Here is a 19,308-nt window from a genome sequence, read left to right as displayed (position 1 = left end):
ATCAGTCGGTCACAGGGTCGGGTGGTGGTAGAGTCCCGGGCCTGGGCGCCGGCGTCGGCGCCGCTTTCACGGCCGGGAAGTAATGCAGCCACACGGCATGCAGGAAGATCCAGGTCGCGCTCCCGGCGGCCAGGATGGCCAGCACCAGGAACACGTCGTTATAGGCGAGGATATTGGCTTCGCGCGTTGCCGTCGCCGACAGCGATTGCAGGCTCTGGCGCGTCGCGGCGGCAGGATCGGCCAGCAGGCGTCCGGCTGCGGCGGCGCCGGACTGTATGCGGCTGGCCACCAGCGGATCCAGGCTGGAGAGGCCCTCGACGATCAGCGAGGAATGGTATTTTTCGCGGATCACCTGGAAGGTGCCGACCAGGCTCGAGCCGAGCAGGCTGCCCAGGTTCTGGGTCAGGCCGAACAGCACCGAAAAACTGATCAGGTTTTGCGGATTGGGGATCACGGCGCCGAGCAGCGAGATCACCAGCGGCCCGAGGAACAAGGTGCCGCCGAAGGCGAGCAGGCCCTGGCTCAGGTACATCTGTTCGATCCGGGTCTGGTTACTGGCATGGGCATCGATCCAGGCGCCCAGCGCCATGCACAGCAGCGCGATCACCTGCGGCGCCACCAGGTGGTTGACGTTGACGGTCAGCGCCGACACCGCGATCCCGGCCACCGTGGCGGCCAGCACGATCGCGTACAGGGTCTGCAACTGGTCGTTGTCCAGGCCCACGGCGCGCAGGAAGCCGACCGCGCCGACGCTCTGCTCCGACAGCACGATCCGCACCAGCAGCATCGACAGCGCCAGGCGCACGATATTGCCGCTGGCCAGCCAGCGCAGGTTCAGTAGCGGATTGGCGCGGTTATGCTCGACGCACAGCGCCGCCGCCAGCAGCACGATCGCCGCCGCCAGCGCCATCCCGATCCAGTCACGCTCGAACCACCATTCGACGCGGCCGAAGCTGATCGCCGCGCACAGCAGCGCCATGCCGGGCGCGAACAGGGCGAAGGTGACGAAGTCGGTCGGCCGGAAGGCCTTGATGTGGTCGCCCGGCGGCAGCTTGAGCAGCAGCACGGCGCCCAGCGACACCAGGGCCAGGCCCAGTTCGAACAGGTACAGTCCGCGCCATTCGGCGATCTGCAGCAGGTCGTTCGAGAAGAGGTAGGCCAGCGGCAGCGCCAGCTGGGCCGCGCCCAGCGCCAGCGCCACCCCGCGCAGGCGCCATTCCTTCTTGAATCCTTGCAGCACGTAGTACAGGCCCAGCGGCGAAACGGCCGCCGCCAGCATGCCGTGGGCGGCGCGCACCGCGATGGCCGAGGCGAGGTCGTTGACGAACAGGTGGGCGAAGGTCACCAGCGCATACAGCACGAGGAAGATCTCGGTGAACAGGCGCAGGCCGAACTGTTGCCTGAATTTCACCAGCAGCAGGTTCATGGAGGCATTGGCCATCACATAGGCGGCCGGCAACCAGGTGGTCTCGGTGGAATAGGCGCCCAGCACGCCTTGCAGGTGGACCAGGTTGACGGTCACCAGCGCATTGCCGAGACCGCCTGTAATCGTGATCAGGACGCCGACGAACAGGTAGGCAAAGCGCAGCGGGGTCGGGTGGGCTGGCGTGGACGGCGAGCCGGGCATCATCGGCTTTTCGTCTGGTGCCCACTCGCGCGGCGCATACTTGCTCATCCGTCATTTCCCTTGCTACTCACAGGGTGGCGATGATACTCCTTCGAAGAAAAACGCGTCGGATGTCACTTTAGCCACACACAAAAATATACCTTCAGATCTGGTCAACCGGATATTGCTCTCAAGATTTACTCGACCTAGACTCGGTTTATTCCATGCGGAAATTGTTCTGCACGGCAGTAAAACTGCACCACGCAAGCCCAGAGTCATCCATGTCGAGAACACTGTCTTTCCGTACCCTGATCTCCGCTTCGATTGCCGCGCTGGCCATGCTGCCTGCCCTGGCCCACCTCCAGGAACTGCCGGCCACCGACGCTTCCGCCGAGCTCGATTACCGCATGAACGAGCACATCGTCCAGGTGCCTGCCGGCGACGATGGCGTCACGCTCGAGACCACCGTCTTCCAGCCGAACGGTCCCGGCCCCTTCCCGCTGATCGTCATCAACCATGGCAAGGATTCGGGCCGCCCCAGCCTGCAGCCGCGCGACCGCTTCTATTACATGGCCAGCGCCTTCGTCAAGCGCGGTTATGCGGTGATGGTGCCGATGCGCCAGGGCTTCTCGAATTCGGGCGGCCGCTACCGCGACCATGGCTGCGACATGACGGCCAACGGCTACACCCAGGCCGCCGACATCCGCGCCACCCTCGACTACGCACGCCGGCAGTCTTGGGTCGACAGCCAACGCATGGTGGTGGCCGGCCAATCGTACGGCGGCTTGGCGACGATCGCCCTCGGCACCGGGAACCTGCCCGGCGTGCGCGGCCTGATCAACTTCGCCGGCGGCCTGCGCGACGACAGCGATCGCTGCGCCTGGCGCTCGCAGCTGGTGTCGGCCTTTGCCGAATACGGCGCCAAGGCCAAGCTGCCGAGCCTGTGGATGTATGGCCAGAACGATTCGCTGTTCGGCCCGGAACTGGCGGGCCGCATGCACGCTTCCTACGTCGAGGCAGGCGGCCGCGGGCGCCTGGTCGAGTTCCCGTCGTTCAAGCGCGATGCCCACGGCATGCTGGCCAGCCGCGACGGCGAGAAGGTGTGGCTGGCCGACACCGAACGCTTCTTGCAGGAGATCGGCATGCCGACCGCGGTCGTGGTCGACGTCCCGCCCCCACCGAGCGCGGCGCGCACCGGGTTCGCCCAGGTGGACGACGCCGAGGCCGTGCCCTTCCTGTCCGAGCACGGCCGCCGCGCCTACCGCGACTACCTGACCAAGATGACGCCGCGCGCCTTCGCCGTGTCGCCGAGTGGCGGCTGGACCTGGGCCGAGGAAGGCGAAGACCCGGAAGGCCGGGCGCTGGCCACCTGCTCGGCCAAGAGCAAGGACCCGTGCCGCCTGTACTCGGTCGACGACTACGTGGTCTGGACCGATGGCCGCCTGGACCAGGCCGAGCAGACCGCCATCACCGCCTCGAACGCACCGGTGCCGGGCGCCACGCCGGCGACGGCCACCAGCTCCGATCCGACCACCTCGGTCGGCAGTACCACGGTGCGCTGATCGAGCATGAAAGGAATATGACACGCCGCTGTCAAGCGGCGTGCGCATATTTCCTTGCGTGAATTTTATTTGCTGCGCTGCGGGACGACGCAGCGCAAACCCGACCGCCTTCCGACCTCCGACAATGTGCCTAACACAGTTACCGGAGAAGCGAAGATGGCCCGCATCATCCACGCCTGCACCGCCCTGTTCATCGCGCTCGGCCTGCTCACCTCCCCCGCCGCCAGCGCGGCCAATAACGATCCCGTCGTCCTCGTCCACGGCTTCCTCGGCTTCGGCCCCGAGGAATTCCAGCATAGCGGCTTCAACTACTGGGGCGGCTACGGCGACATCGCCTCGCATATGCAGGTCTACCGCGGACCGCGCGCCGTGTTCGCCGCCGCGGTCGGCCCGATCTCGTCCAACTGGGACCGCGCCGCCGACCTGTATGCCCAGATCAAGGGCGGCTGCGTCGACTACGGCAAGGCCCATGTGCGCGACCACGGCCTGCCCGGCCAGGTGCAGAAACCGCCCGGCAAGTGCTGGGCCGCGAACCCGCGCGACAATCCGCAAGACTATCCGCTGGCGCTGTATCCGGCCTGGGACCGGGACCACCCGATCCACCTGATCGGCCACAGCATGGGCGGCACCACGATCCGCGCGCTGGTCGAACTACTGGAACACGGCTCGCGCCAGGACGAAGGCGACGGCGAACTGTTCAAGGGCGGCAAGGTCGGCTGGATCCGCAGCGTGACCACGATCTCGGCCCCGCACAATGGCACCACCCTGAGCGACGCGGTGCTGGCCGTGCTGCCCAATCTGCATGCGCCGCTGCGCGACCTGCTCACGCACAAGGCGGCCCAATGGGAACTGGCTCCGGACGGCGCGCGCGAATTCAATGCCTGGGCGCGCACCTCATCGCACATCTATTATTTTTCGGTGGGGACGGTGGCGACCGAAGGCGGCAGCTGGTGCTGCAATGGCACCGACCGCGTGATCGCCCCTGTCCAGACCACCCAGTTCCAGTACGCGCGCGCCGACATGATCCCGTATTTCAAATCCTTCGCCGGCGAATGGATCGTGCCGTCTGCGATGCAGAGGGGCATGGGCAGCTATACCGTAAACACCCCGGGCCGGCAGCGCATCGACAGCGACTGGTTTTCGAACGACGGCGTGGTCAATACGATCAGCATGCGCGCACCGCAAGGCCACCCGGCGCGCGACTACGACGGCACGGCCGTGCGCGGCGCCTGGAATTTCCTGGGCAACTACAAGGGCTATGACCACTTCGACATCCTGAACTGGCCCAACGGGGGGCCGTCGGCCAACAAGCTCTACGAGCAGGTCAGCGACATCATCTTTGCGTTGTAAGGTCAGCCGGTCAGGCTTTCGATGCGCACGATGTGCATGCGGTCAGGCTGGTCGACCAGCATGCACACCTTGCCGCTGCGCTTGCAGTGGTCTTGCACGCGCCAGTAGTCGCCATGGCTCAGGCAACCGGTCCGGCAGATCACCAGGTCGGCCGCCTGCAGGCTCTCTTCCAGCGCCGACGGCAGGGATTCGACGGGCCGCGCGGCATGGTCGGCCAGTTCGCGGCGATGCAGCTGGCGGGTCAGCTCGTGCACCCGCGCCTGTAGCGCCTCGACCTGGCGGCCCATGGCGGCGCGCCGCTTCAGGCCCGGCGCCGCCTCTTCGAGCGCGGCGCGGTCTTCGCGCTCCCAGGCCAGCGCAGTAAGGCAGCGCACGGCTTGCGCGCGCGAACGCATCAACTCGGCATCGAGGCGGCGGATGCGCTCGGCCTGCTCGCGCAGCAAGATCGTGCAGCGCGCCTGCACCTGCGCGTCAGCCCGCAGCAGCGCGCCATGTTCGCTCAGCAGTCGATCGACGTCCTGTTCGGCCAGCATCGGCATCTCCCTCCCCATATCGTGGCGCAGGGCGCGCCACGATCGTCATTTTAAATGAGAATAATTCTCATTTCAATGAAAACCCTTCAGGGGCCATGGATGCTCGCCTAGTGCGCGCTGCGCAGGCTGCGCGCCAGGTCCGACAAGCGATACGGCTTGCTCACGAACGTAAAATCGCCCAGGCGCGAGCGGTCGAGCTTCAGTACCGGCTGCGGATAACCCGACGCCAGCATCACCTTCACGTTCGGGTAGTTGTCGCGGGTGTAGGCCGCCAGCTCGATGCCGTTCATCCCGTTGGGCATCACCACGTCGGTAAACAGGATGTCGACGTCGTTGCTGGCCAGCAGATTGAGGGCGTCGCTGCCGCTGGCTGCCGTCATCACGTCGTAGCCCATGCTCAGGAACAGCGAGGATGCGACATCCAGCAGGTCCGGTTCGTCCTCGACGATCAGCACGGTCTCGGTCTCGACTTCCGCCAGGTCGTGCGCGTGCGAGGTCGCGGACGGCAGCCAGATCACGATGCTAGTGCCCTCGCCCACCGTACTCTCGATGGTCACCTCGCCGCCCGACTGCTTGATGAAGCCATATACCTGCGACAGGCCGAGGCCCGTGCCCTTGCCGACTTCCTTGGTGGTGAAGAAGGGCTCGAAGGCGCGCGCGATGGTCTCTGGCGTCATGCCGGTGCCGGTGTCGCTCACACCCAGGCGCACGTAGTAGCCGGCCGCCAGCGACGGATGCTCGCCGTGGGCCAGCGCCACGTTGGCCGTCTCCACCACGATGCGTCCGCCGCCCGGCATGGCGTCGCGCGCATTGACCACCAGGTTCAGCACCGCCGACTCCAGCCGCGCGGCGTCGATCACGGCGTTCGGCGCCCGCGCGTCGAGCTTCATCACGAATTCGATCGACGAGTTGGCGGCGCGCCGCAGCACCGACTCGAAGCCGCTGATGATGCGGTTGACATTGCGCGTCTCGGGTTCCAGCGGCTGCTGGCGGGCGAAGGCCAGCAACTGCTGGGTGAGCGTGGCGCCGCGGTCGATCGCGCGCCGCATGCTGTCGAGCGTCTTGGCGTCGCCGCCCGGGGTACGCTGCATGCTCAGCACCTCGACGCCGCTCGAGATCACCGACAGCAGATTGTTGAAGTCGTGCGCAATGCCGCCGGTTAGCTGGCCGATCGATTCCATCTTCTGGGCCTGGAACAGGGCCGCCTGCGCCTTGTCGAGCGCCTCGGCGGCCGCCTTCTTCTCGGTCAGGTCGCGCGTGATCTTGGCAAAGCCGATCAGGCGCCCTTCCTCGTCGCGGATGGCGTCGATGACCACATTGGCCCAGAACCGGGTGCCGTCCTTGCGTACGCGCCAGCCTTCGGCCTCGTAGCGGCCGACCTCGCCGGCCGTCATCAGCGCGCGCACCGGCAGGCCGCGCAGGCGGTCCTCGTCGGTATAGAAGCGCGAGAAATGGTGGCCCACGATGTCGTCGTGGCTGTAGCCCTTGATGCGCTCGGCCCCCGGGTTCCAGTTCGACACCATGCCCTCGGGCGTGAGCATATAGATCGCGTAGTCGGTCACGCCCTGCACCAGCAGGCGGAAGCGCCGCTCGCTCTCGCGCAACGCGTCTTCGGCCTGCTTTTTCTCGGTGACGTCGCGCGTGATCTTGGCGAAGCCGATCAGGGTGCCGCTGCCGTCGCGGATCGGATCGATCACCACATGAGCCCAGAAGCGGCCGCCGTCCTTGCGCACGCGCCAGCCCTCGGACTCGTAGCGCCCATGCTCCAGCGCCAGCGCCAGCGCCAGCGCCGGCAGGCCGGTGGCGCGGTCTTCGGGCGTGTAGAAACGGGAGAAATGCTGATGCAGGATCTCTTGCTCGACATAACCCTTGAAACGCTGGGCGCCTGCATTCCAGCTGTTGACGTACCCTTGCGGATCGAGCATGTAGATCGCGTAATCGCTGATGCCGGCGATCAGGTAATGCATGCGCTGTTCGTCGGTCAGCGGTTGCTTGACGGGTAGGGAGGTGTCCATGGTGGCGAAGCGGCTTCCTGTCTGCTGGACCGATAAAGTGGATATCATACATCTGCTTTGCCGCAATAGGTCACGCGACTGTATGTGCGTGTGCAAGCGTAGCCGGCATCGGACCACGACACCGGGCATGACATGAAGTCAGGTAAATTCCAGATATTGACAAGCACTACATAAATTAAGGCAAGCTTTTCACGCTACAATGGAGACCTGTTTCCCCGCGCGTTACACGGCATCATGACCCAGGCACTCCCCGACCGACTCGACATCACCGGCTGCGACAAGGAACCGATCCGCACGCCCGGCAGCATCCAGCCGCACGGCTTCATGCTGACGCTGTCGCCTGCGCTCGACGTGAGGCAGGCCAGCGCCAATCTCGCCCACTGGAGCGGCGTCCAAGCGCAGGCCGCGGTTGGCCAGCCGCTGGCCGCGGCGATCGGCGCCGAGGCCGGCGAACGCCTGGCCCTGGAACTGCACGGCGGCGCCCTCGGCCAGCGCCCGAGCTACCTCGGCACCATCACGGCCGGCAACGGCAAGCATTTCGACGTGCTGGCCCACGCCTGGGACGGGCTGACGATCGTCGAGTTCGAATCGGTCGAGCGTGCCCATCCGGCAGACTTCCGCCACCTCTATCCCTTGATCAGCGACTTCCTGGCCAGGGTCAATGACGATGCCTCGATGCCCGCCCTGACGGACCTGGCCGCGCGCCATGTGCGCTCGGTGACCGGCTATGGCCGCGTGATGGTCTACCAGTTCGACCCCAGCGGCCATGGCCGCGTGGTGGCCGAGTCGAAGGCGCCGGACTACGATGCGTATATGGGCCAGTCGTTCCCGGCCAGCGACATCCCGGCCCAGGCACGCGAGCTGTACACGTTGTCGCCGATCCGCCTGATCCAGGACGCCAATTACGAGCCGGCGCCGCTGGTCCCGGACGCCAACCCGGTCACTGGCAACCGCAACGACCTGACCTTTGCCGCCCTGCGCAGCGTGTCGCCGGTGCACCTGCAGTACATGCGCAATATGGGCACGCTGGCTTCGATGTCGGTATCGCTGATCGTCAAGGGCAAGCTGTGGGGCCTGATCTCCTGCCACAACGCCACGCCCAGCGCGGTGTCGGTCGAGAAGCGCACCGCCTGCGAGCAATTGGGACAGATCCTGTCGCTGTGCATCGAGAGCCGCGAAGACGGCGCCGAGCTGCAGTTCCGCCTGGACGTGCGCCGCATCATGGTCGAGATGCTGGGCCGCCTGACCAAGGGCGCCGACTTTATCGATAACCTGAGTGGCGTCTTCCCCGAGCTGCTGCGCTTCGCGCGCGCCGGCGGCGTGGCGGTCGTGGTCGACGACCGCGTGCTGACCTACGGCGACGCACCGGACGAAGCGGCGATCCGCGCGCTGTCGACCTGGCTTGCCGTGCACGGCCATACCGAACTATTCCACACGAACAACCTGGCCGGCGTGTATCCGGCGGGAGCGGAACTGACGCGCAATGCCAGCGGCCTGCTGGCGCTGCCGATCTCGCGCATCCACCAGCACTACCTGCTGTGGTTCCGCCCGGAGCTGGTGCAGACCGTCGAGTGGGCCGGCAATCCCTATGAAAAGCAAGCGCTGCCCGGCGCGCCAACCCAGCTCTCGCCGCGCCAGAGCTTTGCCGCCTGGCGCGAGACCATCCACGGCCACAGCCTGCCGTGGCACGCCGCCGAGATCGAACTGACGACCGAGTTTCGCAGCGCGCTGCTGGGCATCGCGCTCGAGCGCGCCGAGCAGATGGCCGAACTGGCCGAGGAACTGGGCCGCGCCAACAAGGAACTGGAAGCGTTTTCGTACTCGGTCTCGCACGACCTGCGCGCGCCGCTGCGCCACATCGTCGGCTTCTCGGACCTGTTGATCGAATCGGCCGGCAGCGAAGACGCCGCCATGCGCGATCGCTTTTTAAAGAACATCAAGCAGTCGGCGCGCCTGGCCGGCAAGCTGGTCGACGACCTGCTGTCGTTCTCGCAGATGGGCCGCGCGGCGCTGCGGCCGACCCACGTCGACATGCTCGAACTGGTCAACGGCTGCATCGACAAGCTGGACCTGGAAATCGGCCCGCGCAAGGTCGACTGGCACATCGACCACCTGCCGGTGGTGCATGCCGATCCTGCCTTCCTGCACCTGGCGATGTTCAACCTGTTGTCGAATGCGGTCAAGTTCACCGGCGGACGCGAACAGGCGGTGATCCGCATCTGGTGCGACGACACTGGCGACGACTACGTATTCCACGTGGCCGACAACGGCGCCGGCTTCAACAAGGATTACGTGCACAAGCTGTTCGGCGTGTTCCAGCGCCTGCACCGCATGGAAGACTTCCAGGGCACAGGCATCGGCCTGGCCAATGTGCGCCGCATCGTCGAACGTCATAACGGCCGGGTCTGGGCCGACTCGATACTCGGCGAAGGGGCAACGTTCTCCTTCAGCCTTCCAAAAAAATACTCATCCAACTAAGGTCATTCTCCCATGCTCAAGCCCATCCTCCTGGTGGAAGACAATCCCCACGACCTGGAGTTGACGCTCATCGCGCTGTCGAAAAGCCAGCTCGCCAACGAAGTCGTCGTGGTACGCGACGGCGCCGAGGCGCTCGACTACCTGCACCGGCGCGGCGAGTTCGCCCAGCGCCAGCTGGGCAGCCCGGCCGTGATCCTGCTCGACCTCAAGCTGCCCAAGGTCGACGGGCTCGAGGTGCTCAAGGAGATCCGCCACACCGAGGGCCTGAAAGCGGTGCCGGTGGTGATGCTGACCTCATCCAAGGAAGAACAGGACGTGGTGCGCAGCTACCAGCTGGGCGTGAACGCCTATGTGGTCAAGCCGGTGGATTTCAACGAGTTCGTGCGCGCAATCGGCGACCTTGGCATCTTCTGGGCGGTGCTGAACGAACCGCCGCCAGGCTCGCACCGCTACATCAAGCCGAAATGAGCCGGCGTTGACGGCTTGCCGGCGGCGCGCCTGGCGCGCCGCAGCAGGTGACGGATGCGCGCGCTGAGCGCATCCGGGTGATAAGGCTTTTGCAGCAGGTGGACCGAGGCGTCCACCTTGCCTTCGTGGGCCAGCACGCCCTCGGCATAGCCCGAGGTATACAGGATCTGGCATTCCGGCAGATGGTGGCGCACGATGTCGCGCAGCTGAAGGCTGCTGACTGCCCCTGGCATGATCACGTCGGTAAATACCAGGTCGATGTGGCGGCCGCTCTCGACGATGGCAGCGGCTTGCGCGGCGTCCTCGGCTTCGAGCACCCGGTAGCCGAGCGCGGACAGGATGCCGCTGGTCGACGAGCGCACATCGTCTTCATCCTCGACGACCAGCAGGGTTTCCAGGCCTCCCGCCAGCGGCAGGTGCGGTTCCGGCTCGACCTGCACCGGCGCGGCGCTGCTGCTGCGCGGCAGGAAGATGCACACGCTGCTGCCCCGGCCCGCTTCGCTGCGCAGCACGATCTCGCCGCCGGACTGCTTGACGAAACCGTAGGCCATCGACAGCCCCAGCCCCGTGCCCTGCCCGGTCGGCTTGGTGGTAAAGAAAGGCTCGAAGGCGCGCCGCAGCACCTCGGGCGGCATGCCCCTGCCGGTGTCGGCGATTTCCAGCATCACGTAGTTGCCACTCTCGACTTCGGGCGGCAAGGCGTCGCCCGGGCCGACATTGGCGGCGCGGATCGTCAGCGTGCCGCCGCCCGGCATCGCATCGCGCGCATTGATGACCAGGTTCAGCAGCACATTATTGAGCTGGTTCGGATCGATCATGGTGCTGCCCAGGTCGGACGAGATCTCGGTGTGCACGCGGGTGCCGGCGTCCAGCACGCGGCGCGCCATATCGTCCAGCTCGCGCAGCAGGTGGCCGGGATCGATCACCACCGACTGCAAGGGCTGGCGGCGCGCAAAGGCAAGCAGGTGCGAGGCCAGCTTGGCACCGCGCTCGACGCCGGACAAGGCCATCTCGACCCGGCCGCGGGCCGCGTCGCTCAGGCCGCCGACCAGCTTGAGCAGTTGCAGGTTACCGCCGATGATCTGTAGCACATTATTGAAATCGTGGGCGACGCCGCCGGTGAGCTGGCCGATCGCCTCCATCTTCTGGGCCTGCTGCAGGGCCGACTGGCTGGCGGCCAGTTGCTCCTGGCTGCGGCGCAGCGACGCGAAAGCCTGGTCGCGCTCGCGCCGCGCGATGCAGGCGCCGCTGTGGTGGCGCACGCGCGCCACCAGCTCGCGCGGATCGGGCCACTTGACCATGTAGTCGCTGGCGCCGACCGCGAAGGCCTTGGCCTTGATGTCGGGATCGTCCTCGGACGAGAGCAGGATGACCGGCACGTCGTGGGTGGCGGGATGGGCGCGCAGCGCGGCGATGACGTCGAAACCGTCGAGACCGCCGGGCATGCGCAGGTCGACCAGCACCACGGTCGCGTCGATCTCGCGCGCCACCTCGACCGCGCGCGCGGGGCTCGATTCATACATCAGCTGGTGACCGGCACACCCTTTGAGACCGTGGGCAATGATGTCCTGGGCGAACGATTCATCGTCGATCAACAGCACGGAACAGCGGGTGGAGTCGTCTTCGATCATGCAACGGCGTCGCTTTCGGGATGGAGTGGAATGTATTGCAAGGAATACCAGTCGTTAATTTTACACCAGTACTATTTTACAAGGCCCGAGTCCGGTATTTTCTCCAATGAAATTAGCGGGTCAAGCCTTGTACGACTATCGAACCCGCACCATATCTTATTCGGAAACCGAACACAACCAGGAGTATTGCGTGTCCGATAACTGCTGCCCGCTGTGTGGACGGATCCTGGGAACGGCCAATATCGACCGCCACCACCTGATCCCGAAGACTTTCAAGGGCAAAGAGCAATTCCCGATCCACAAGATCTGCCATCGCAAGATCCACTCGGCGTTCACTGAGCGCGAGCTGCTGCAGACCTACCATACCTGGGAAGCCTTGCAGGGGCACGAGGACATCGCCGCCTTCATCGCCTGGGTGGCGAAGAAGCCGCCCGGATTTTATGCTCGAACTTACACATCAAACAAGAAAAAGAGTCGCTGAGCGTTAGGCCGGCAGAAACTGTCGCATGCGTCCAGGGTCCAAGGTGGATCAGGGAAATGCCATGGACATCGCTTGGGCCAATGTCACACCGTGGTCGGCGCTGGCCGGCGGGCTATTGATCGGCCTGGCGGCAGGCGGCCTGCTGCTGTTCAACGGCCGCATCGCCGGCGTGAGCGGCATCCTCGGCGGGCTGCTGCATCCGGCGCGCGGCGAGACCGGCTGGCGCCTGGCCTTCCTCGCGGGAATGGCCGCCGCGCCCCTGCTCTACGCCCTGGCGGCGCCATTGCCGCAGGTCGAAGTCGATGCGGGCTGGCTGGCCCTGGCCGCGTCCGGCCTGCTGGTCGGCATCAGCACCCGCCATGGCGGCGGCTGCACCAGTGGCCATGGCGGGTGCGGCATGGCGCGTCGCTCGCCGCGCTCGCTGGCCACCATTGCCTTCATGGGCGCCGGTTGTGCGGTCGTCTACCTGTTGCGGCAGGTGTTCGGGAGCCTTGCATGAACATCCTGTGCGCCTGTGGGCCGGCCTGCTGTTCGGGACCGGGCTGGTTCTCTCCGGGATGACCGATCCGGCCAAGGTGCTGGCCTTTCTCGACCTGGCCGGGGCCTGGGATCCATCGCTCGGCATCGTGATGGGCGGCGCGCTGCTGGCGGCGATGCCGGCCTACGCGATCGCACGCCGCCGGCGGCCCACGTTGCTGGGCGAGTCGCTGCAACTGCCGACCGCGACGCGCGTCGACCGCAGGCTGCTGGTGGGCAGCCTGGTGTTCGGTGGCGGCTGGGGATTGGCCGGCTACTGGCCAGGGCCGGCGGTGGCTTCGCTGCTGGTGGGCGGCATCAAGCCGCTGCTGTTCTTCGTGGCGATGGTGGCGGGAATGGCCATCCATGCATGGCTGGAACAACGCACGGAAAACGGCGCCATCTCCGTACCGTCGCCGGATGGCAGGAGCGCGGCGCCCGCGAATCAGGAGTGAGCGGATCGGGTGCCGTCCACGCCGGCTTCGACGACGGTGAATGCCGGTCGGTAGGACGCGTGAAGGCCGGGGTCGACCAGCGCTCCCTCGAATCGTCCGTTTCCATGCGCGTCGCAGTCGAACACCAGGTCGTGTTCGCTCAGCATACGTTGCCAGAACCGATTTCTGCGCGCGATATTGGGAATCCGCTTGGGCGTGAACGGACTCCAGGTGCGTGCCGGTCCCACACCGGATTGCCATCCACGTCGACCTGCGCCATGTCCGAGTCGTTTGCACTGAGTCCGCCGAGCAGCCGAAGGCGTCCCGCGGTTGAGGGCAGCAGCGCCCGATGGATGGTCGACCAGATAAAGGTGCCGACGCCGCAACCCGACAAGGAAGGCGGCAACCTGAAATCGGTGAGCCATAAATGCAATTTCTCATGCCTCCCGGAACCAAAGCTTTCCTTGAAAACGAAAAGCGGTTCATCACGTGCCGGATGCGGTCTTGCAGCTGCAACAGTGACCCGGATGCTCCCGGACGTGGCCATCCCGGAACCGTTGTCGCAGCGCTCCACGACGTCGACGGTAATGAGAAGTGGGGGACGCCTGCTGCTGAAACGCAGTTCATGAGCGAGGTTGTTCCGGGAAAGGTTGGTGGTATGGTTCATGATGGGTTCCAATGGCGCCGTCTGGCAATATTCAGTATAGCCATCCGCGTTACGGCGGCCGGCATGCCGGAAAAGCCGCTTAAATCCAGGGAATGTCCGCGACAAGCAAAGGGAAGTGATGACAAAACATGACAGCACGGCGGCGCCAACCGGCCACGCGGCAGTGGAACATGACGCACGTCTCGAGAAGAACGTCGAAAACCGCATTTCGCTGTGGCTGCAAGGCAGACATACGATGGCGAGGATCGAGGCCGCGCTCCAGGACCATCCGGCCTGTACGCTCGGGACTATCCGGGCCGAGGTCGACCAGGCAGCACGAGAACCGCAGTATGTACACCTGGGAGGCAAGCTTGAAACGAGCCTGGGCGATGCGCTCATCAAGGCACGCGGGCTGCTTCTGCTGGAGTGCAAGATATCGATACCGGCCTGCGAGGCCGATTGGAAGCGCGAAGCACAACCGTCGAGTTCAGAGAACCCAGGCGGCAAGGACCGCCTCGGCGCATTCGACAGGCTCCCCGAACCGGCGTTGTCACTCAGCGAGCGGTGCCATGCGTTAGCGGGAAAGAGCTCGGACACAGGCCTGGCAGCGGGTAGCTTGTCACTCCAGCCCTATCGCGATTTCTTGCGTAAACAGAACCGGTCTATCACGTCGATCGACTCGCTTTTGTCCGACGAATCGACTTACGGCGCGTCCCTGCCTGAGTTCATCAGCTACGCCCTGGCGTTTCTGAGTGCCTCGGGATTCGACGGCAAGGAACAGCACCTCGACTGGATGAACAAGGAACTCATTCTTCTCCACTGGAACGATCAAGGCGCCATCAGTGGCGCAGGACTCACGATGTCACGACTGAGACATGAACTCGCTGCCATCAAGAAGGATGCGAGATACACCGCACTACTCGCGGAACTGGAGATCAGAAAAGGTGAAGCCAAGCTGGCCCGAAACAAGCCGAGTTAGGGGTCTCCTGCGGCTGGACGGGCAACAAAAAGGGCCGCATTCACATGCGGCCCTTCTCTTGTTCTGGCTCCCCGACCTGGACTCGAACCAGGGACCTGCGGATTAACAGTCCGTCGCTCTACCAACTGAGCTATCAGGGAATTGAGGCAATATTATAGCCGGGCGTTTGCAGTTTGACCAGTGCATCTTGCGAATCGGACTCGCCATCAGCGCGAGGCCGACCTGTTTTGCTATAGTCGCAGCTCTCGAGGCGTCCGCGCCAACCACATCTTTCACTGACAGACCATGACCACTCCCCGCATTCTCGGCACCCCGCTCTCTCCATCCGCAACCAAAGTCATGCTGCTCGGTTCGGGCGAACTCGGCAAGGAAGTGATCATCGCCCTGCAGCGCCTGGGAGTCGAAGTGGTCGCCGTCGACCGCTATCCGAACGCGCCCGGCCACCAGGTGGCGCACCGCGCCCATGTGATCGACATGACCGACGGCGCCGCGCTGGAAGCGCTGATCGAGCGGGAGCGTCCCGACCTGGTGGTGCCCGAAATCGAAGCCATCGCCACCGACAAGCTGGCCGAACTCGAAGCGGCGGGCCGCATCACCTGCATCCCGACCGCGCGCGCGGCGCAGCTGACGATGAACCGCGAAGGCATCCGCCGCCTGGCGGCCGAGGAGCTGGGTCTGGCGACCTCGCCTTACCGCTTCGCCAGCAGCCTGGCCGAACTGCAAGATGCGTGCGCCGCGGTGGGTTTTCCCTGCGTGGTAAAACCAGTGATGTCGTCGTCCGGCAAGGGCCAGTCGAAACTCGACGCGGCCAGCGACGTGCAGGCCGCCTGGGACTACGCCGCCGCGGGCGGGCGCGTCGACGCCGGGCGCGTGATCGCCGAAGGATTCATCGATTTCGAGTACGAGATCACCTTGCTGACGGTGCGCTCGCTCGGCGCTGGCGGCCAGGTCGAGACGACGTTTTGCGAGCCGATCGGCCACAAGCAGGTTCAGGGCGATTACGTCGAATCGTGGCAGCCGCACCCGATGCAGCCGCTGGCATTGGAACGCGCGCGCGACATCGCGGCCAGGGTCACCGCCAGCCTGGGCGGCCTGGGCGTGTTCGGCGTCGAGCTGTTCGTCAAGGGCGATATGGTGTGGTTCTCGGAAGTGAGCCCGCGCCCGCACGATACCGGCATGGTGACGATGGCAAGCCAGGTACAGAGCGAATTCGAGCTGCACGCGAAAGCCATCCTCGGCCTGCCGGTCAATACCGCGCTGCGCGCGCCGGGCGCCTCCGCCGTGATCTACGGCCAACTGGAACAGGCAGGCATCGCGTTCGAGGGCGTGGCCGAGGCGCTGCGCGTGCCGGGCGCCGACCTGCGCCTGTTCGGCAAGCCGGAATCGTTCGCGCGCCGCCGCATGGGCGTGGCGCTCGCAACTGCCGACGATATCGAGACCGCGCGCCAGCGCGCGCTCGAGGCAGCAGCCAAGGTCAAGCCGGTCGCGGGCAAGCGCTGATCGACGCCATCGGTTCGCCTTGGGCAGGCGAACCGATGGCGCCCGAGGTCGATTGACAAGCATGGTGCCTGAAATGATAATACTTCTCATTATCATTCGTCATCAAGAAGAAAAACATGCCCGCCACCACCCTCCCCCGCCGCGGCCTGCTCGGCCTGCTCGTCCTGTCCACCCTCGCCCAGTCCCACGCCACCGCCCAGGACAAGCCGGCCGACACCGATGCCGAGACCGCCCAGGTAGTCGTCACCGCCACCGGCTATCGCACCACCGGCACCAAGTCCGACCTCAAGCCGCTCGAAGCGCCGATGAGCTATGAGGTCTATGACAACGAACTGCTCAGCGCACGCCAGGCCGACAGCGTCAACGAGGCACTGCGCTACGTGCCGGGCGTGACGCCGGAAAGCCGCGCCACCGTCACCATCTTCGACCAGTACACGATCCGCGGCTTCGAAAGCTACCGCAACTACTACGACGGCCTGCCGCTGCAGTACGACGGCTTGTGGAACCTGGTGCCGCAGGTTGACGCCTTCGCCACCGAAAGCATTGAGGTGCTCAAGGGACCGGTGTCGGTACTGTACGGCTCGGCGCCGCCGGGCGGCATGGTCAACCAGACCGCCAAGCAGCCGCGCTCGCAGCAAGAGACTTATGTGCGCGCCCGGGTCGGCACCAGCGCCCTGCGCGAACTGGCGCTGGACACCACCGGCCCGCTCTCAAAGGACGTCGACTACCGCCTGGTCGCCCTGGTGCGCGAACGCGATGGCCAGCAGGTGACCACCGAGGAAGAGCGCCGCCTGGTCGCGCCCTCCGTCACCTGGCGCATCAGCCCGTCGACCCGCCTGAACGTCAACCTGTACTATCAGGACGACCCGGCCCTGATCCCGTCGACGCCACTGCCCGCCGTCGGCACCTTGCGCGACGCGCCTTACGGCCGCCTGGATTCGGACGCCTTCGCCGGCGACGCCGGCTGGTCTGGCATGCAGCGCGAGACGACGCTCGCGGGCTGGAAGTTCGAGCACGCCTTCAACGACAGCGCGAGCTTCCTGCAGAACTTCCGCTACACCAAGTCCAACGGCTTCCAGCGCAATACCTACAACCAGGGACTGGCGCCCGACAACCGCACCTTGGCGCGCGCCGCCTATTTCACCGACGAAGAAATGCACGGCTGGGTAGTCGACAACCAGTTCGCGCTGCGCTTTGCCACCGGCGCGCTCCAGCACCGCGTGCTGGCCGGCCTCGACTACCAGCGCCTGCGCACCGGCGTCGGCTATGGCGACACGCTCGGCACGGCGACCGCGCCGATCGACCTTGGCGCGCCGAACCACCACCTGTTCAATCCGGCGGCCTTGCCGTTCGATTTCTATACCGAGAACCATGCGATCCGCCAGTCGCAGCTGGGCCTGTACCTGCAGGACGAAGCCAAGGTCGGCGCCCTGACCCTGCTGGCCGGCGTGCGGCGCGACCGCTACCGCAGCGAGGACGACGCGCGTTCGAGCTATGACGGCTTTCCCTCAAGCAGCCTTACCGAGATCCGCCAATACCGCACCAGCGGCCGCGTGGCCGCGATCTACCAGCTCGGCAACGGCCTGGCGCCCTACCTGAACTACTCGACGTCGTTCGAGCCGACGTCCGGCATCGACACCGAGACCGGCGACGCCTTCAAGCCGACCACGGCCAAGCAGTTCGAGGGCGGCCTGAAGTACCGCTCGCACGACAGCGCCACCCAGCTCACGGCCGCCTGGTTCGACATCGAGAAGCGCAATGTGGTGGTCAACACGCCGGACTTCGGCAAGTACACGCAGAACGGCGAAGTGCGCTCGAGGGGCGTGGAAGTGTCGTGGAACCAGGCGCTCACCGACCGCCTCGATTTCACGCTCGGCCTGACCCGCCTCGACAACGAAGTGACCGAGAACGAGAACAACACCGCGCTGGTCGGCAAGACCCCGGTGTGGGTAGCCGAGAAACAGGCTTCGCTGTGGCTCAACTACAAGCCGCTGGATGCGCTGGACCTGAGCGCCGGCATGCGCTACGTGGGCGAAAGCCAGATGGACGCGCTCAACACCGGCGTCGTGCCCTCGTACACCGTGTTCGATGCGGCCGCCATGTTCAGGGTGGACAAGACCTGGCGCATCGGCCTCACCGCCAGCAACCTGGGCGACAAGCGCTATGTCGGCGCCTGCTTCGACGCCAACAACTGCTGGATGGGCGCCGAGCGCAGCGTGGAGCTGAGCCTGCACGCGACGTTCTGAGCGCGCGGCACCTGAAGGCACAAGCATGGGTTTCCGCGCCCGGCACACGGTTCATAGATGGACCAGCCTGGTCTCCACCCTGTTCCTGCCGATGCAGGAGTAATCGATGCATCCCCAACCGCAGGACAGTCGAGGTTATTTCATGTTACCTCAAGGGCGGACCATCCGAAAAGATGGCAAGCGACAGGCCGTGTATTGGCAGTGGACTGATCAATACGATCAGGCAGCTCCCGCACGGCTAATCGAGCTTTTTCGTCATTTTCCTGGCGTGACGAAGATCTACTTCAATGACCCGGCACTCCGTCATCTTGCACGCCCCTTGGGCGGCCACGTCCATCATTTCCACGTCGAAGTGAGAGGCTGACATGAAAATGCCTACGGCTGCCATTCTCTGCATCGCCGGCTTGTGCTCTGTCGCTTTTGCCGCAAAACCATGGGACGGCGCATACCGCGATTTCAAAGGCGCTTACCTCATCTATTCTGGCGACCTTGGAGAAGAAGCGGCGCCGACATCGAGCGACCGCAAAGCCGCGCTCTCGATCGAGGGGGACATGGCGAAAGCCTTGTTCGAATCGATCGGTCCGGACTTGAAAGACGCATGCGGGGCGTCGCCCGAGATACGCGTGCGCGAAAAAGGCGATCTTGACTGCGTGCATGACAAGGGCGATCGAGCCTCGCCCTACGTCTGCCATATCGGTATCAATCTGCGAACGGGCAAGAGCATGCGTGGGTCGATCTGCTAGCCAAATCGGGATAGGGGCAGTCAGCATGCTGACTGACCCCTCCCACACCACCCGGCATGCGGGTCCGCACCGGGCGGTTCGAGTAGTTGAGGTTAAGTGAGGCGAGGCATGCCAAGACGA

The 19,308-nt window shown here is 65.3% G+C and carries 17 protein-coding genes and 1 tRNA gene; 12 read left to right on the top strand and 6 right to left on the bottom strand.

Translation table 11 applies throughout. The annotated features are described in order from the left end of the window. Position 1: 1 nt before the first annotated feature. Positions 2–1,675, bottom strand: a complete 1,674-nt coding sequence (locus E8M83_RS00090) for an MFS transporter (RefSeq protein ID WP_137171358.1) — start codon at positions 1,673–1,675, stop codon at positions 2–4. A gap of 212 nt (positions 1,676–1,887) precedes the next feature. Here E8M83_RS00090 and E8M83_RS00085 point away from each other — a divergent pair, with 212 nt between their 5' ends. Together E8M83_RS00085 and E8M83_RS00080 are read left to right on the top strand one after the other, a co-directional pair. Then, positions 1,888–3,168: a dienelactone hydrolase family protein gene (locus tag E8M83_RS00085; RefSeq protein ID WP_137171357.1), complete on the top strand. Its 1,281-nt coding sequence runs from the start codon at positions 1,888–1,890 to the stop codon at positions 3,166–3,168. A 156-nt stretch (positions 3,169–3,324) separates the two neighbouring features. Further along, positions 3,325–4,518, top strand: a complete 1,194-nt coding sequence (locus tag E8M83_RS00080; RefSeq protein WP_137171356.1) for a triacylglycerol lipase — start codon at positions 3,325–3,327, stop codon at positions 4,516–4,518. A gap of 2 nt (positions 4,519–4,520) precedes the next feature. Here the strand turns inward: E8M83_RS00080 and E8M83_RS00075 are convergent, their stop codons facing one another. Then, positions 4,521–5,051 carry a DUF2325 domain-containing protein gene (locus tag E8M83_RS00075; RefSeq protein WP_137171355.1) on the bottom strand — a complete coding sequence of 177 codons (531 nt, stop codon included), beginning with the start codon at positions 5,049–5,051 and terminating at the stop codon, positions 4,521–4,523. A 107-nt stretch (positions 5,052–5,158) separates the two neighbouring features. Then, positions 5,159–7,114: a PAS domain-containing sensor histidine kinase gene (locus tag E8M83_RS00070; RefSeq protein ID WP_229491364.1), complete on the bottom strand. Its 1,956-nt coding sequence runs from the start codon at positions 7,112–7,114 to the stop codon at positions 5,159–5,161. 186 nt (positions 7,115–7,300) lie between these two features. Between E8M83_RS00070 and E8M83_RS00065 the strand changes: the two genes are divergently transcribed. Continuing rightward, the gene (locus tag E8M83_RS00065) at positions 7,301–9,544 is read left to right on the top strand and encodes an ATP-binding protein (RefSeq protein WP_137171354.1); all 2,244 of its coding nucleotides are present in this window, start codon (positions 7,301–7,303) and stop codon (positions 9,542–9,544) included. A gap of 12 nt (positions 9,545–9,556) precedes the next feature. After that, entirely contained in the window at positions 9,557–10,012 is a 456-nt protein-coding gene (locus E8M83_RS00060) for a response regulator (RefSeq protein WP_137171353.1), read from the top strand. Here E8M83_RS00060 and E8M83_RS00055 read toward each other — a convergent pair. Continuing rightward, positions 9,994–11,643, bottom strand: coding sequence for a response regulator (locus tag E8M83_RS00055; protein ID WP_137171352.1), 1,650 nt, complete (start codon positions 11,641–11,643; stop codon positions 9,994–9,996). The genes E8M83_RS00060 and E8M83_RS00055 overlap by 19 nt on opposite strands. A gap of 190 nt (positions 11,644–11,833) precedes the next feature. Here E8M83_RS00055 and E8M83_RS00050 point away from each other — a divergent pair, with 190 nt between their 5' ends. The 3 genes from E8M83_RS00050 (at position 11,834) to E8M83_RS00040 (ending at position 13,095) form a co-directional block, all read left to right on the top strand. Next, positions 11,834–12,124 (top strand): HNH endonuclease signature motif containing protein, encoded by a 291-nt coding sequence (locus tag E8M83_RS00050; RefSeq protein WP_137171351.1) that lies wholly within the window; start codon positions 11,834–11,836, stop codon positions 12,122–12,124. Positions 12,125–12,185: 61 nt separating this feature from the next. Next, positions 12,186–12,623, top strand: a complete 438-nt coding sequence (locus E8M83_RS00045; RefSeq protein WP_137171350.1) for a YeeE/YedE family protein — start codon at positions 12,186–12,188, stop codon at positions 12,621–12,623. Next, complete coding sequence (locus tag E8M83_RS00040; protein WP_229491363.1) at positions 12,616–13,095, top strand: YeeE/YedE family protein; 480 nt, start codon at positions 12,616–12,618, stop codon at positions 13,093–13,095. Before E8M83_RS00045 ends, E8M83_RS00040 begins: the two co-directional genes overlap by 8 nt. A 139-nt stretch (positions 13,096–13,234) precedes the next feature. Here the strand turns inward: E8M83_RS00040 and E8M83_RS00035 are convergent, their stop codons facing one another. Then, positions 13,235–13,741: a hypothetical protein gene (locus E8M83_RS00035; RefSeq protein WP_137171349.1), complete on the bottom strand. Its 507-nt coding sequence runs from the start codon at positions 13,739–13,741 to the stop codon at positions 13,235–13,237. A gap of 118 nt (positions 13,742–13,859) precedes the next feature. Here E8M83_RS00035 and E8M83_RS00030 point away from each other — a divergent pair, with 118 nt between their 5' ends. Continuing rightward, positions 13,860–14,699 carry a hypothetical protein gene (locus E8M83_RS00030; protein ID WP_137171348.1) on the top strand — a complete coding sequence of 280 codons (840 nt, stop codon included), beginning with the start codon at positions 13,860–13,862 and terminating at the stop codon, positions 14,697–14,699. A gap of 64 nt (positions 14,700–14,763) precedes the next feature. Here the strand turns inward: E8M83_RS00030 and E8M83_RS00025 are convergent. Continuing rightward, a tRNA-Asn gene (locus tag E8M83_RS00025) sits at positions 14,764–14,839 on the bottom strand. A gap of 145 nt (positions 14,840–14,984) precedes the next feature. Between E8M83_RS00025 and purT the strand changes: the two genes are divergently transcribed. From purT to E8M83_RS00005, 4 genes are all read left to right on the top strand, one after another. Then, complete coding sequence (purT, locus tag E8M83_RS00020; RefSeq protein WP_137171347.1) at positions 14,985–16,199, top strand: formate-dependent phosphoribosylglycinamide formyltransferase; 1,215 nt, start codon at positions 14,985–14,987, stop codon at positions 16,197–16,199. Positions 16,200–16,315: 116 nt separating this feature from the next. Further along, positions 16,316–18,445, top strand: a complete 2,130-nt coding sequence (locus E8M83_RS00015; protein WP_137171346.1) for a TonB-dependent siderophore receptor — start codon at positions 16,316–16,318, stop codon at positions 18,443–18,445. 106 nt (positions 18,446–18,551) lie between these two features. Next, positions 18,552–18,809: a hypothetical protein gene (locus E8M83_RS00010; RefSeq protein ID WP_137171345.1), complete on the top strand. Its 258-nt coding sequence runs from the start codon at positions 18,552–18,554 to the stop codon at positions 18,807–18,809. Between the two features lies 1 nt (position 18,810). Further along, positions 18,811–19,188 carry a hypothetical protein gene (locus E8M83_RS00005; protein ID WP_137171344.1) on the top strand — a complete coding sequence of 126 codons (378 nt, stop codon included), beginning with the start codon at positions 18,811–18,813 and terminating at the stop codon, positions 19,186–19,188. Positions 19,189–19,308 lie beyond the last annotated feature (120 nt).

Origin of the sequence: Massilia sp. HP4 (assembly GCF_005222695.1) — a bacterium.
Classification (GTDB): Bacteria; Pseudomonadota; Gammaproteobacteria; order Burkholderiales; family Burkholderiaceae_D; genus Telluria.
Note: the sequence above shows the minus strand (reverse complement) of the source record. Positions and strands in the feature narration are given on the sequence as shown.

Coding starts and splice junctions, on each gene's coding strand:
- E8M83_RS00030 (WP_137171348.1), top strand. CDS start 13,860: ATGACAAAACATGACAGCACGGCGGCGCCAACCGGCCACGCGGCAGTG.
- E8M83_RS00055 (WP_137171352.1), bottom strand. CDS start 11,643: ATGATCGAAGACGACTCCACCCGCTGTTCCGTGCTGTTGATCGACGAT.
- E8M83_RS00065 (WP_137171354.1), top strand. CDS start 7,301: ATGACCCAGGCACTCCCCGACCGACTCGACATCACCGGCTGCGACAAG.
- E8M83_RS00015 (WP_137171346.1), top strand. CDS start 16,316: ATGCCCGCCACCACCCTCCCCCGCCGCGGCCTGCTCGGCCTGCTCGTC.
- E8M83_RS00005 (WP_137171344.1), top strand. CDS start 18,811: ATGAAAATGCCTACGGCTGCCATTCTCTGCATCGCCGGCTTGTGCTCT.
- E8M83_RS00010 (WP_137171345.1), top strand. CDS start 18,552: ATGCATCCCCAACCGCAGGACAGTCGAGGTTATTTCATGTTACCTCAA.
- E8M83_RS00060 (WP_137171353.1), top strand. CDS start 9,557: ATGCTCAAGCCCATCCTCCTGGTGGAAGACAATCCCCACGACCTGGAG.
- E8M83_RS00080 (WP_137171356.1), top strand. CDS start 3,325: ATGGCCCGCATCATCCACGCCTGCACCGCCCTGTTCATCGCGCTCGGC.
- E8M83_RS00075 (WP_137171355.1), bottom strand. CDS start 5,051: ATGCTGGCCGAACAGGACGTCGATCGACTGCTGAGCGAACATGGCGCG.
- purT (WP_137171347.1), top strand. CDS start 14,985: ATGACCACTCCCCGCATTCTCGGCACCCCGCTCTCTCCATCCGCAACC.
- E8M83_RS00085 (WP_137171357.1), top strand. CDS start 1,888: ATGTCGAGAACACTGTCTTTCCGTACCCTGATCTCCGCTTCGATTGCC.
- E8M83_RS00045 (WP_137171350.1), top strand. CDS start 12,186: ATGGACATCGCTTGGGCCAATGTCACACCGTGGTCGGCGCTGGCCGGC.
- E8M83_RS00090 (WP_137171358.1), bottom strand. CDS start 1,675: ATGAGCAAGTATGCGCCGCGCGAGTGGGCACCAGACGAAAAGCCGATG.
- E8M83_RS00070 (WP_229491364.1), bottom strand. CDS start 7,114: ATGATATCCACTTTATCGGTCCAGCAGACAGGAAGCCGCTTCGCCACC.
- E8M83_RS00035 (WP_137171349.1), bottom strand. CDS start 13,741: ATGAACCATACCACCAACCTTTCCCGGAACAACCTCGCTCATGAACTG.